The 11,862-nt window shown below is 50.5% G+C and carries 15 protein-coding genes and 1 riboswitch; of the genes, 1 reads left to right on the top strand and 14 read right to left on the bottom strand.

Annotation, left to right across the window (positions count from 1 at the left end):
* Positions 1-26: 26 nt before the first annotated feature.
* The 10 genes from NST84_RS24920 to NST84_RS24965 all read right to left on the bottom strand — a co-directional run bounded on the left by NST84_RS24920 (position 27) and on the right by NST84_RS24965 (position 7,323).
* Positions 27-797, bottom strand: a complete 771-nt coding sequence (locus NST84_RS24920) for a DUF4163 domain-containing protein (RefSeq protein ID WP_342562787.1) — start codon at positions 795-797, stop codon at positions 27-29.
* A complete protein-coding gene (locus tag NST84_RS24925) occupies positions 794-1,843 on the bottom strand; it encodes a WG repeat-containing protein (protein WP_342562788.1) in 1,050 nt (349 codons plus the stop codon). Before NST84_RS24925 ends, NST84_RS24920 begins: the two co-directional genes overlap by 4 nt.
* An 87-nt stretch (positions 1,844-1,930) precedes the next feature.
* A complete protein-coding gene (locus NST84_RS24930; RefSeq protein ID WP_342562789.1) occupies positions 1,931-2,407 on the bottom strand; it encodes a hypothetical protein in 477 nt (158 codons plus the stop codon).
* A 630-nt stretch (positions 2,408-3,037) separates the two neighbouring features.
* Positions 3,038-3,427: an epimerase gene (locus NST84_RS24935; protein WP_342562790.1), complete on the bottom strand. Its 390-nt coding sequence runs from the start codon at positions 3,425-3,427 to the stop codon at positions 3,038-3,040.
* Positions 3,428-3,582: 155 nt separating this feature from the next.
* Complete coding sequence (locus NST84_RS24940; protein WP_342562791.1) at positions 3,583-4,920, bottom strand: 5'-deoxyadenosine deaminase; 1,338 nt, start codon at positions 4,918-4,920, stop codon at positions 3,583-3,585.
* Between the two features lie 89 nt (positions 4,921-5,009).
* Positions 5,010-5,108: riboswitch (purine riboswitch) on the bottom strand.
* Positions 5,109-5,242: 134 nt separating this feature from the next.
* On the bottom strand, positions 5,243-5,755 hold the full coding sequence (locus NST84_RS24945) for a GNAT family N-acetyltransferase (protein ID WP_342562792.1): 513 nt from the start codon (positions 5,753-5,755) through the stop codon (positions 5,243-5,245).
* Positions 5,756-5,978: 223 nt separating this feature from the next.
* On the bottom strand, positions 5,979-6,368 hold the full coding sequence (locus NST84_RS24950; protein WP_342562793.1) for a hypothetical protein: 390 nt from the start codon (positions 6,366-6,368) through the stop codon (positions 5,979-5,981).
* A 4-nt stretch (positions 6,369-6,372) separates the two neighbouring features.
* A complete protein-coding gene (locus NST84_RS24955; protein ID WP_342562794.1) occupies positions 6,373-6,675 on the bottom strand; it encodes a hypothetical protein in 303 nt (100 codons plus the stop codon).
* Positions 6,672-7,013 (bottom strand): restriction endonuclease subunit S, encoded by a 342-nt coding sequence (locus NST84_RS24960; RefSeq protein ID WP_342562795.1) that lies wholly within the window; start codon positions 7,011-7,013, stop codon positions 6,672-6,674. The genes NST84_RS24955 and NST84_RS24960 overlap by 4 nt, the downstream gene beginning before the upstream one ends.
* A gap of 22 nt (positions 7,014-7,035) precedes the next feature.
* Positions 7,036-7,323: a hypothetical protein gene (locus NST84_RS24965; protein ID WP_039879281.1), complete on the bottom strand. Its 288-nt coding sequence runs from the start codon at positions 7,321-7,323 to the stop codon at positions 7,036-7,038.
* 175 nt (positions 7,324-7,498) lie between these two features.
* Here NST84_RS24965 and NST84_RS24970 point away from each other — a divergent pair, with 175 nt between their 5' ends.
* Positions 7,499-8,050, top strand: coding sequence for a GNAT family N-acetyltransferase (locus NST84_RS24970; protein WP_342562796.1), 552 nt, complete (start codon positions 7,499-7,501; stop codon positions 8,048-8,050).
* Between the two features lie 71 nt (positions 8,051-8,121).
* Here the strand turns inward: NST84_RS24970 and NST84_RS24975 are convergent, their stop codons facing one another.
* From NST84_RS24975 to NST84_RS24990, 4 genes are read right to left on the bottom strand one after another with little or no spacing between them, the layout of a single operon-like run.
* On the bottom strand, positions 8,122-8,853 hold the full coding sequence (locus tag NST84_RS24975) for a sugar phosphate nucleotidyltransferase (protein ID WP_342562797.1): 732 nt from the start codon (positions 8,851-8,853) through the stop codon (positions 8,122-8,124).
* 45 nt (positions 8,854-8,898) lie between these two features.
* Entirely contained in the window at positions 8,899-9,636 is a 738-nt protein-coding gene (locus NST84_RS24980) for a glycosyltransferase family 2 protein (protein ID WP_342562798.1), read from the bottom strand.
* Entirely contained in the window at positions 9,633-10,640 is a 1,008-nt protein-coding gene (locus NST84_RS24985; protein ID WP_342562799.1) for a glycosyltransferase, read from the bottom strand. The genes NST84_RS24980 and NST84_RS24985 overlap by 4 nt, the downstream gene beginning before the upstream one ends.
* Complete coding sequence (locus NST84_RS24990; RefSeq protein WP_342562800.1) at positions 10,637-11,491, bottom strand: glycosyltransferase; 855 nt, start codon at positions 11,489-11,491, stop codon at positions 10,637-10,639. The genes NST84_RS24985 and NST84_RS24990 overlap by 4 nt, the downstream gene beginning before the upstream one ends.
* Positions 11,492-11,862 lie beyond the last annotated feature (371 nt).

Below are 11,862 nucleotides of genomic sequence, written 5' to 3' on the forward strand. Positions count from 1 at the left end.
TTCTCTGTCTGGCTGTTATTTACTACTTATTCCTCAACTAAACCATACAACGCCACACTATCTTTCTTTACATTTTCACTTACATCCACAAAACCTATTTCCATCTCTAAATGGTCACCTACAGCGTGTGGAATGGAAATACTGACTCCGATTGAATCCTGGGTGATATAGCTAAATGTGCCTAATTGGTTTATCTGCCCCGCCTCATCTGCTTGTTGAAGATAATGAAGCAAATCCGCATCACTATACATACTCCAGATCTCCTCTATAACTCCTTCCTCCAATAAGTTTAAATTGTCATCATAGCTTTTATAGTTACCCTGTTTAAATTTTTCAACGAATGCTTCATTAATCTCCAACAAATCACTTAACTTAACTTTCTCTGCTTTTTTCAAATCAATATTAGACGTATAAAATATATTTAACGGGTGCGCTGCTCCTGTAGAGAAAAACGAACCCAAATATTGAATACTAAGAAAATCATTACTTCTGAACGTAACTCGATAATCTACATCCAGATTACCTTCCTCTAGTGAGTAGGATTCGATTATTTTTATTGCTTCTTTCTGAATCAGTTCATTTATTTCATCTTCGTATGTATCATTATCCAGATTAACTATTTTTGGATACGTTATGTTAATCTCGTCTTTAGAATAGTTTCTGCTTTCAATTTCGTAACTTACTGCTGTATTTAATTCAATACTATTTTTTGTTGTATCAGCATTCTGCTCAGTTTTTGCACTGCAAGAAATCAATATGAATAGAATTGGTATTAAAATGATTAACCGCGGCTTCACATTTCCTCATCTCCAGTATAAATTTCAATAATCCCCTTCTTATCCACACCATTCTCTACATTGATGACCATAGCGTAGGGACCGTTCATCTCTCCCAAAAAGTCAAAGCTTGGCGCAAGCCGTTGCTCTCCATGTAATCCCATTAAGCCATATTTGCGAACCTTCATACTTTCATCTGTAAATGCATAGCCAGGGATCACATTCAACTCCTTATCATAAGAAAAAGCACTAATGAAAAATTTAGAGTCACCCAAGAAAACATTATTCCCTTCGCTGTCGATAATACAATATAAGTCTTTTGAGACGAAAGCGAGCCCCTCCTTAAACTCTCCAACCTCAATCATCCGGCCTTCCGAAGCATTGTAAGGATAGAAATCAATAGCTATATTCCCATCATAATCTATGTACGCCCAGGCATCCCCATCCTCCGTGTAGTCCGATACTTTGACAGCGGCCTTGCCTTCACTAAAATTCCCGGCGTCATCATACTTTAATTCAACACTCACCTGCCCATCAGTATCGATGAATCCCCATTTATTGTTTTTCATGACTGCCGCGTATCCTTCATGAAAATCTTCCACCTGATCATATTGAGGCTGTATAATGAACTCGCCTGACCCATCGATGTACCCCCACTTGTTATCTAGTTGAACCAACCCTGCAGAATCACTAAACCGGCTTGTACTCAGATACCGCTCTTTTGTGATGCTTCTTCCCTTTTTATCAATGTATGTAGTTTTCCCGTCAATGCTTGCCACAGCAACACCGTCATAAAAACCGCCAATACTATCGTATTCATCCGGCAAAACCGTTTCTCCATTTGTGTCTATCACCTTATATTTCCCGTTGCTGCCCTTAACCGCAATCCAATCCTCATCGACAAAAGACAAATCCGCATATGTACCCGGCTCCACAACCCATTTCCAATTTAACTCATCGTTGTTAGTCGGCAATTGGGTTATTACCCGATCCGCAGCATTCGTGCTACCAGACTCTACACTAGAGCAGCCGGATAATAGCACAGTAGCTATAGTGATTACTCCCATTATTCTAAATAAAGTTATCATCTTCATCCCCCAGACATTCAAAAAACCACATGAAGTTCATCACATGCGGCTGTTTCACTTTACACCTTACTTTTCTATTTCGAAATAAAGAGTACCACTATTTAAGTCAAGATAAATTTTACTAATAACATACTTCGAACCCATCATAAAAGAATTAAATTCCTCGCTGTAACTCCATTTTTGAGCCTTACCATTAAAATCATACTCTATTTTAGGCTTTAAGCTCACAGTTTCCCAAGTATAAGAAGCTTTTAGATCCTGTATCGAAACATGATTCAAAAACACGTATCCCCTCATCCAATATGCAGTTGGTCCAAAATTATCATTAAATATTTTTGCGCTCCAGTAGACCTTTTGTATATTCTTTAAATTTGGAATCCGATTACTGACAGGTTTAATATCCGTTCTGTACTGAACCTCATTTTTAGTCGGCGAATATAAAGCGAAGGCTAATGCAGCAATAAATAGTAGGGGAATGGTACCAACAAAAATCAGTCTTTTTCTTTTTGAAATTTTCAGTTTCCACGCCTCCTTCTCCCCCAACAATTTGAGTCCACTAGTATTAGATTATCTTAAGTTTCCCGCAAGCTTAATTAATGATTTCTGTAGAAGTTTTGGACTCCACGTTTATATCAAACCTCGGTTCTGGGACAGGAAAATCGTCGGTAGTTGATAAAATATATTGTGACGGATTACCGGTCGATTCAAGAACAGACCACTGGATCTCATCACCCCTACTTATTACAGCTATATCCGAAAGCTCAATATCAACGGGTATAAAAATTTCCCAGAAAACATTATCGAAAGAAATACCACTACTACTTCTATGTACGTAATTCTTCCTTTCCGTTTCTTCCTTCTAAAAATGAACATAATAAAAAGGATCGAAAGTAGAATTAGAGGAAATCCCGCCATCCCAAATACGGTGGTCCCTATAATATCCATGCCGCGTTGAAAGTATGCAGTAGCATTATAGGTAAACCAAAATAGCACTGCGGTGTTCAAAAGTATCATGAAAGAAAACAACATTATGATTAATATAGACAATGAACTTCCTCCTGGGCTATTTCTTTCCCCTAATTCATTTCCGTTAATAACTCTCTCAGCCAGTGCGGCTGTAGCAAGATCTTTAACATATTGAACCGGCACTTATATTTGGTAATTTCATTTCCCTCAAGGCTCAATATATGGTTTTTTGGAGTATTTCAATATCCAACCATCTTCTGTGTAGAGTTCACCAGCCAATCCATCACTAATCTCAACAATATTTGTTTCTTCCGCCTTTTCAATGTCGTATGTCTTAAACAGGATCTTAATCTTTTCTTCCTGCTCACATAAACTCAGAAAATTATGTAATGTAGAATCAACGATCTGACTAACGAGACCAGTAACCATTTCCAAAGCCGGGCTGTCTAATTTTAGTCGAGCTTCTTCATACACACTTACTGCACGTTTACTTTTAATTTGTCCGGTTAAAACCTTCTCCCATTGCTCAATCGTTCTATCTCTAACCTGATTTATCAACAGTTCCCCAAATGTATTCATATTCTCGCTTCCGTCCATGCTATCCATTCCTTTCAGCAAAATGCACCTTACAATGCCAGCACAAAAAATAGCCCACATCCGTGGGCAACATTCATTCTTATAAAGTAATCATATGACAAAAAGACAACTTGCGATACGGTGGTATTTTGTCGAATGTGAAGATAATATGCCGGTCAGCTAACCTGTGTATACCCCAGCAGCCTTTTAATCGACCGGTTCGCTTCCTGCAGCACAATCTCCTTATCCACCGTCTTCAGCAGCCCTTTATCCATTAAAATCTCACCGTCAACAATCGTTGTCTCGACATCGGCGCGGGTGGCGGAGTAGACAATCCGGGAGATTGGATCGACATCATAGGACGGGAAGGTGTGGAAGTTGTAGAGGTTGAGGATGGCCAGGTCGGCTTTTTTGCCTACCTCGATGCTGCCGATCTGGTCTTCCATGCCGACTGCCTTGGCGCCGCCGATGGTAGCCATGCGGAAGACGCTGCGTGCGTCCATTGTGGTCGGGCCGTGGTGGGGCTTCTGGATGACTGCGGCCAGCCGCATTTCGTTGAACATGTCGAGGTTGTTGTTGCACGGCGCGCCGTCGGCACCCAGACTGAGGTGGATGTGATCCTGCAGCATCCCCGGCGTGTCGGCGATCCCCGAAGCAAGCTTCAGGTTGGAGCCGGGGCAGTGGCTGACATGCACCCCGCGGTCGCGCAAAATCCGTTTCTCCTCGGCATCCAGCCAGACGCAGTGGGCCAGAATCAGGCGTTCGTTCGCCAGCCCCAGATGGTCAAGATACACGACATTGCGCATGCCGGTCATCGCCTGAACGATCTCGATTTCCCCTTGATTTTCCGATGCATGGGTGTGTACTTTGACATTATAACGGGCCGACAGGTCACGCACTTCCTTGAGCAGCGGCTCTGTACAGGAGATCACGAATCTCGGTGAAAAAGCGTACTGGATCCGCCCGTTGCCGTAGCCGTTCCATTTTTCCAGCAGATCCACACTTTCCTGCAGCGAAGCCGCTGTTTCCTCCTGCAGCGCTGCCGGGACATCGCCGCCCTTCTGGTCCATCATCACTTTGCCGGAGAGGGCGCGGATGCCGCTTTTGGCAATCGCCTGGAACGCGTAATCCGTATGGTTGACCGTCTCCATATCAACAATCGTCGTCGTGCCGCTGGAGATCAGCTCCCCGATCCCGAGCATGGCGGAATAATACAGCGATTCCTCATCGTGGGCGGCTTCCAGCGGCCAGATCCGTTTGCGCAGCCAGTCCATCAGCTCCAGGTCATCGCCTTTGCCGCGGAACAGCGTCTGGCAGAGATGAATATGTGTCTGTACAAAGCCGGGAATTACCGTGCGGTTGGTTGCATCAATAACACGCTCTTCCCCCTGCGCTGAAAGACCGCTGCCGATTTCTGTAATCAGACTGTCTTTGATCCGTATATCCCCATGGAAGATTTCTTCCCGCTTGTTCATTGTAATAATTTCCGCGTTTTTGATCAGTATGTTTGCCATGTCCCGTTTCCCCCTCGTTTGATTTACAGATTGTCTATTGAGTGACCCCAGTGCAGCGCAGTGCAGATAACACAAAAAGGCCACAAAAACATGCCGCAGCATATTTTCGTAGCCAGAAATTTACGGTTCCCGGTAGAGACCCTTAAACCAATTATTAAGGATATACGAAAAAAAGGATTATTCAATTGACTTTGAATAACCCCATAATAAACGAAGGACAAAGTTAATGTCAACATAATTAACATAAATATTCAATCATACTGTTGATATCATTGTTTTTCTACTAAATATCGATTTCGATGTTATATAAAATACCATAAAGTTAAACCAATACCTTCTCAAACACCGGAAAGCTCGCCGTACGCTGCGGGAAAAAGATTTCGCCTCTGCGCTCATATCCGAGATTCGGATACAAGGCCAGGGCCGGGGTGTTTTTGGAGTACGTGTCCAGCCGGATGCTGCTGTAGCCTGCTTCCCGGGCATATTGCTCGGCGTATGCAGTCAGCTTCCGGGCAATGCCTTTGCCCTGAGCCTCCGGATGAACAGCCAGCCGGTGCATAATCAGCGCTTTGCCCTGCTCCTGTCTCCACTTGATCTCCCGGTACAGCTCATTCGGATGCTCGTCCAGCACAAGAATGCCGGCAACGTTACCATTATCTATGTAAGCGTACAACGTCCCGTGCTCGATGTCCTGTCCAATGATCTCCCGGTTAGGATAGCTGTCATCCCACTGGTCGCTTCCGCCCGCCTGCATAACCTGCACGCATCTGGCGATCAGCTCCATAATCTGTTCCATATCTTCTGTCCGCGCTTTACGGATTTCACTACTGCTCATGGTATCCCTGCTTTCCTTGCCTGAAAATTTGAACCCCGTTAATGATTCATTAGTGAAGTTTATCACATCGGGAGACAAATTCAAGAGCCCTCAGGCGGCAGGAAAAGATTGCTTAAACCGCTGAAGGAGCCTGCCGGACAGAACTAAACTGCTATAAGCAGCGTGCCCCTCCTTGCAGACTCCTTCCTTAGAATAACGCCGCTGCTCATCCTTCTGCTGTCAATTAGCCGAGCTCCAGCTTATGCCCGTCCTCGAAGCCCTTGGCGAAACCGGCGTCGAACCCCACGTTGTATGCTTCGGTGTAGCCCTGCTGATAGGCGTCTCCCGGCGGGGTTTCCGGAGGAACGCCGAGATCCGGGGGGAGCGGAACGACCAGCGGAGCAGCCGGCGTTACCTGCACCGGAGGCTGAACAACCACCTGGACTCTCCGGGCCGCAATCCGGCGGCGGAGTCTTCTTTTTTTGCGCAGCAGCAGTCCTCTCACGGTCTTGCCTGTGCGCAGCTTGCGGAGTTTGCGGCCGGCGCCTCTGCGGATTTTGGCCTTGCGGGTCACCAGCAGAGTGCGTCTTTTGGCCGCTCTGCCTGAACGCTTGATCGCTTTCTTTCTCTTCATCCTTCTACTCCTCCTGTACTCCATGTACTGCGGAGGTTCCCCCTGCGCATGCCTTGCTGAGCCACGGCGCAGCAGGAATTCCCCGTTTGGGCTGATGCAGCGAAATACCGGACATCATCCGGCACATGGCGCTTTGATATTGGCTTAGGATTCTGATATTGTCACTCAGCTTGCGGGCCGTCAGCTCCGATTGCCCCGTTATTTCGGCGATACTCTCCAGAATCGCGGCCAGTGCGGCCTGGCTGCGGGCAATGGAGCGGATCATCTCCAGCTTGACGGCGTGTTCGGAGAGAAGCCCGCCGCTCATTTGCTGTCGTCCCCGAAGTCGAAGCTGTCACCGGACATGCCGCCGAAGCCTTCGCCGCCTTCATCCTCGCCGCTGCCCAGCACTGCTTTCAAATTGCTGTACAGCCCGTTTTCCAGCTTGGTCAGCCCCTCGACCATCTCCACAATCACCTCGTGGATGGAGAGAGTTTCCTTCAGCTGCTCTTCATGGTTGTCGAAGGATCTGGCGTGGATATGATGATGCGTCCACTGCTTTACCTTTTCCGCCTCCACCGCTTTGGCCTCGAGAATCATCGCGATGTTCCACTGGATAGTAGCGGTCGACTCCAGCATTTGCAGATAAGCTTTTTCCCTGCTCATGTTCCGCCTCCTGCTCTTTGCGCTACTCTTCTTCCTGGCCGCCCAGTTCCTTGATAACCCGGCCTACCCCTTCAGCCATCGCTTCTTCCAGATCAGCAAGTGCGTTCAAATAAGCGATGATATTCTTGTTGACCTGGCCGTGGCTCTCGACCAGTCCGCTGAAACCGCCAAAATCAGGCTCCGCATCCGGCAGATCATGGACTATTTGCGACATACGGACGGCAACGTGGCGTTCGGCGTCAAGAATCCGCGCCATCTGTTCGTGCGTATGGGCCATGTGCTGCAGCACTTTGGTTATTTTATTCTGCACCTTCATGTCTCCTTTGCTCAAACGCCCTGCTACAGCATATGCGGCAGAAGCCCTGTCGGTTCCGGGAAACAGAGAATGCTGCGGATCGTTCTTATGAACATTTGGAGGATATTGACAGGAGATAGGACAAGGCATATGCTGAATGCTGGAACACACTTAGGAATGGGGGAACGCTATGAAAATTTCCGGAAAACGCCTGGACCTGCAGGCCCTGACTGCCGCAGAGCTGTCTGCCGGCACACACAGCGAAACTGCAGCGATGCTTGAACAGACGGTCGGCTGCAAGATAACACCAGCCATCCTTGACGATGAAATGCTATATGCACTAAAGGTACGCCATGCCAAGGTGCTGCAGAACGAGAAGCACTATTTATGGTATACGTGCTGGGCCGTCATTCACCGGGAGGAGCAGCAGATCATCGGCTTCCTGATCCTGAAAGGCCTGCCTAACGAACAGGGCGAGGTTATTATTGGCTATGTAATCGATGAGGGGCACTGGGGCAAAGGGTATGGAACGGAAGCGGTACGGTGCCTTAACGAATGGATCTTCAGCCATCCGGCAGCGCACTGGGTCATCGCTGATACAGAGCCGGACAATGCCGCATCCCACAAGCTGCTCCAACATCTGGGCGCTGAGCAATACCGCGAGACCGATGAGCTGATCTGGTGGAGAATCGGCCGGCCGGAGACGGCAAACGTCCGTGGGAACTTTGCTGCAGGCAGCTAATGCCTGCAGCAAAGGCTCAACGGTCCACACCGCGCAACCTTTCCTGAACACGCACAAAAAAAACACGCCGCCTACGGCAGCGTGTTCTTCAGCTTTTCCCCGGCCTCCTGCAGCGACTGGAACGTTCCCGCATCGCTCCACCATTCCTTGAGCACATCGTAGCTGAGTTTACCCTCTTTGGCATAGATGTTGTTCACATCGGTAATTTCCAGCTCGCCGCGGCCTGAAGGAGCAATCCGTTTGATAATGTCGAACACAGCCTCATCGTACATATAAATGCCGGTTACGCAGAAATGGGTCTTCGGCTGCTCCGGCTTCTCTTCAATGTAAGCGATCAGGGAAGCATCCTTTTCGTCAAATACCGGAACCCCGTACCTGCGGGCATCCTCTACCGGCTTCAGCAGCACCTTTGCTGTCCCTTGCGGCTGTTCCGCATACTTCTCCATGTAAGGCGTCAGATCATCCATAAAAAGATTATCGCCCAGCAGCACGACAAACCGTTCGCCCGGGAGAATGAACCCTTGTGCAAGCTCCAGCGCTTCTGCAATGCCTCCTGCAGCCTCCTGGATTTTGTAGGTCAAGTTTACGCCGAATTCCGCACCGCTGCCCAGAAAATCCGTATACTGCCCCGCTGACTGCTTGCTGATGATCAGGAGAATATCGGTTATCCCGCCCCGGCGCAGTCGGTCAATACCGTAACACACCATAGGATATTTGCCGACCGGAAGCAAATGTTTGTTCATCAGCCGGGTCAGCGGATGTAGCCTTGTTCCTTTTCCGCCCGCCAGTATGATTCCTTTCACTTACTTTCCTCCTTTTTATCTGTGTCTTCGCCTTTGGGCTGCAGGTCAGATGAATTGTGCCGGATCCAGATGCCATTTTTCTATAAAAAGCTTACGGTTGCGCTCCACCAGCTCCTGCAGCTCCTCAGAATAGACCTGCTTGAAGCTTGCGCTGCCCTCATGATGCACCAGGCAATCGCCGCCGATCAGCAGCCGGTATCCCTTCAGCCGGGCACGGTAGCAGTAATCATCGTCCTCGTAATGGCCCGGCGAATACCGCTCATCCAGCAGGCCGACATGGTCGAGCACGGTTCTTTTGAGTAAAAAGCACAAGCCTACAATCCGCACCGTATCCTGCCACTTCAGAGGATCAGAAACGTTATTCGTCAGCGCCTCCCTGTGAAAGCCTGATATATCGGTGTACGACGTCCTTACCTGCTGCCGGCCGCTGGCGTAATTCGTGACCGGGCCGACGATGCCGATGTCAGCTGCGCTGTACAGGGCCGCCCTCAGGTTGGCCAGCCAGTTATGCGAAACAATGACATCGTTGTTCAGCAGCAGCAGCTCATCACCCGAGGCCAGCTGCAGCCCCAGATTACAGGCAGCCGGAAAACCGCGGTTCTCCGGCAGGGAGATCACCGTCAGCTCATTACTGCGGCAATAGGCAGCTGTACCATCGTTAGAGGCGTTATCCACCACAATGATTTCATAAGGCGAATCTGTGTACTGCCTGATCGATTCGACGCAGGCCTCCAGCAGCCTCCGCCCGTTATACGTTGGGATGATGATGCTGGTCTTGGTCATAAGGCGTTCCTCCAGGCGGCCAGCCGGCTGCGCTGCTCCTGCAGGGTTCCGGCGCTCGCATGTGTTCCGCTTAGCATCAGAACCGCCTGGAGTGCTTCCGCATGATCACCGGCAATCAGCTGCTCCACCCTGTTTCCGGCTCCTGTGTTATCCTGACGCAGCCGGTTTTGTTTGAATACATTGACTGTGCCTGCTTTTTCTACCCGCAGCTGCTTCAGCAGCGAGAGCGCCTGTGCTTTGGGCGGCACCATCAGCTCACGGTAGCCGATCACTTCCAGCGCACGCCGCGACAGGGCATGGGGGACTGCAGTCATGGAGCTGGCTCCCAGATCACTCCGGCCGAGCACCATATTGAGATACAGCTTGCAGCGGGTAACATGATCACTCAGTCCAAAAGGCGGCAGCAGGCCGTCCAGATCATTCAGCGCTACATCAACCCCGCTGTCTACTGCTGCTGCAAAAACGGCCAGCTGCGGCGCCGGAATCACCATGTCGCCGTCCAGGAAGAGCAGGATATCCCCCCTGCTGAGCTTGGCGCCGAGCGAACGGCCCACATCATGGCCGGCCGCTTCCGGTACATGCACGACCGTCGCCTGCTTACACAGGCGGGCACGCTGAAAGCTGTTGTCGGTGCAGCCGTTGAGCACGACGATAATTTCGGCAGGTGCAAGCCGCTGCACCTGCTTCAGCAGCAGCGGCAAGGTCTGCGCCTCATTTCTGGCCGAGATAATGACCGACAGCGTGCCCTGCAGCTTGCGGAGCAGCAGCTGCTGCTGCTTTGGGCGTGCTGCGGCAGTGCCGGACGCTGACCGCCGGGCGGCGGATTTGCGGCGGGTTTTCCGCGCCGCGCCGGATGCGGGGCGGGCGGCAGCGGTACGCGGCGCTGCCGCTGCAGAGCGGCGGCCACCGGCAGTCCGGGATGCAGAACGGACAGCTGAGATGTGCAGCTCAGCAAGTACCGGGCGGCTGGATGTTCCAGGTTTGTTCGAACTTGCTGTGTTCATCTCACCATCTCCCTTCGCCGGCCTGCATCGCCGTAGCCTGCCCGCTCCCCTCTGCGCTCCAGCAGCAGACCTATTGCCTCCAGATGGTCAGTAAGAATGACCTCCTGCAAAAGATCCCGGCCGCCTTCCTTTCGGCGGACCGCATTCATCCGGCCGACTGGCACCTTATGCACGGCCTTCACCTTCAGTCCGTCCAGCACTGCGCGGGCATAGGCCAGCGGCGGTCTGGACAGGATGGCGCTGCCCAGTGCTGCCAGCGCCCTGCGGCTGATTGCATTGGGAACCGCTGTAAGCGAGTACCCGTGCAGATCAGGCCGGTTAAGCATAACGTTGAGGGCATACTTGGAGAGCACGACCGGATGCGGAATCCGGCTGCGGACCGGACCGGAATAATCATTCAGCGCCAGATCAGCCCCGCCGCTGACCGCGTCCACGAACGGGCGGAGCTCTGCGGCAGATATGACCAGATCCCCGTCCGTAAACAGCAGGATTTCACCCCTGGCTGCCTCCGCACCGACACTCCGCCCAACATCATGTCCGAGCGGCTCGGCATACATCATTACCTTCGCGCCCATCCTTTGCGCAATTTCTGCTGTATTGTCAGCTGAACCATTGACGATTACTATAACCTCACAACGCGGATGAACGCCCCTGGCTCCGGCAATCACTGCAGATATCGTCCGCGCCTCATTCATAGCCGGGATAATAACCGACACGACGGGCTCGGGATGGTTCACTGCAGGCAGTGCTACTGCCGGCCGCTGCTGCGGCCGGAGGTTCCTCCGCGCTGCTTGAGAAGCCCGCCGCCCCGAGCGGCGGGCAGATGTTCGTTTATGCTGTTTCAAGCGCATCCACCTTCCTTCGGAGGGCATACTCCCGGGCTGAGGGTTACACCACAGTCTATGTAAGCTGCCGTCTCCTGTAACGGCAGGTGTCTCCCTTTGTACAGAAAATTGGACAGATGCCGCGGACCCTGGCGGTAAGCCAGTAAACAAAGGCTATACAGTGCCGGCGGGCTCCATTAAAGGGATAATTCCCTTTATTTCGTCTGCAAGCACGCTGATCGGGCCACATTAAAGGGATAATTCCCTTTATTTCGTGTGCAAGCACGCTGATCGGGCTCCATTAAAGGGATAATTCCCTTTATTTCGTATGCAAGCACGCAGATCGGGCTCCATTAAAGGGATAATTCCCTTTATTTCGTTTGCAGGCACGCTGATTG

Origin of the sequence: Paenibacillus sp. FSL R7-0345, from assembly GCF_038595055.1 — a bacterium.
Lineage (GTDB): Bacteria > Bacillota > Bacilli > Paenibacillales > Paenibacillaceae > Paenibacillus_AQ.

Bases quoted from the DNA above. Each gene is read 5' to 3' on its own strand.
- NST84_RS24925 (WP_342562788.1), bottom strand. From the start codon at position 1,843: ATGGGAGTAATCACTATAGCTACTGTGCTATTATCCGGCTGCTCTAGT.
- NST84_RS24960 (WP_342562795.1), bottom strand. From the start codon at position 7,013: ATGAGCAGGGAAAAAGCTTATCTGCAAATGCTGGAGTCGACCGCTACT.
- NST84_RS24985 (WP_342562799.1), bottom strand. From the start codon at position 10,640: ATGAACACAGCAAGTTCGAACAAACCTGGAACATCCAGCCGCCCGGTA.
- NST84_RS24940 (WP_342562791.1), bottom strand. From the start codon at position 4,920: ATGGCAAACATACTGATCAAAAACGCGGAAATTATTACAATGAACAAG.
- NST84_RS24950 (WP_342562793.1), bottom strand. From the start codon at position 6,368: ATGAAGAGAAAGAAAGCGATCAAGCGTTCAGGCAGAGCGGCCAAAAGA.
- NST84_RS24935 (WP_342562790.1), bottom strand. From the start codon at position 3,427: ATGGACGGAAGCGAGAATATGAATACATTTGGGGAACTGTTGATAAAT.
- NST84_RS24980 (WP_342562798.1), bottom strand. From the start codon at position 9,636: ATGACCAAGACCAGCATCATCATCCCAACGTATAACGGGCGGAGGCTG.
- NST84_RS24990 (WP_342562800.1), bottom strand. From the start codon at position 11,491: ATGCGCTTGAAACAGCATAAACGAACATCTGCCCGCCGCTCGGGGCGG.
- NST84_RS24970 (WP_342562796.1), top strand. From the start codon at position 7,499: ATGAAAATTTCCGGAAAACGCCTGGACCTGCAGGCCCTGACTGCCGCA.
- NST84_RS24955 (WP_342562794.1), bottom strand. From the start codon at position 6,675: ATGAGCGGCGGGCTTCTCTCCGAACACGCCGTCAAGCTGGAGATGATC.
- NST84_RS24945 (WP_342562792.1), bottom strand. From the start codon at position 5,755: ATGAGCAGTAGTGAAATCCGTAAAGCGCGGACAGAAGATATGGAACAG.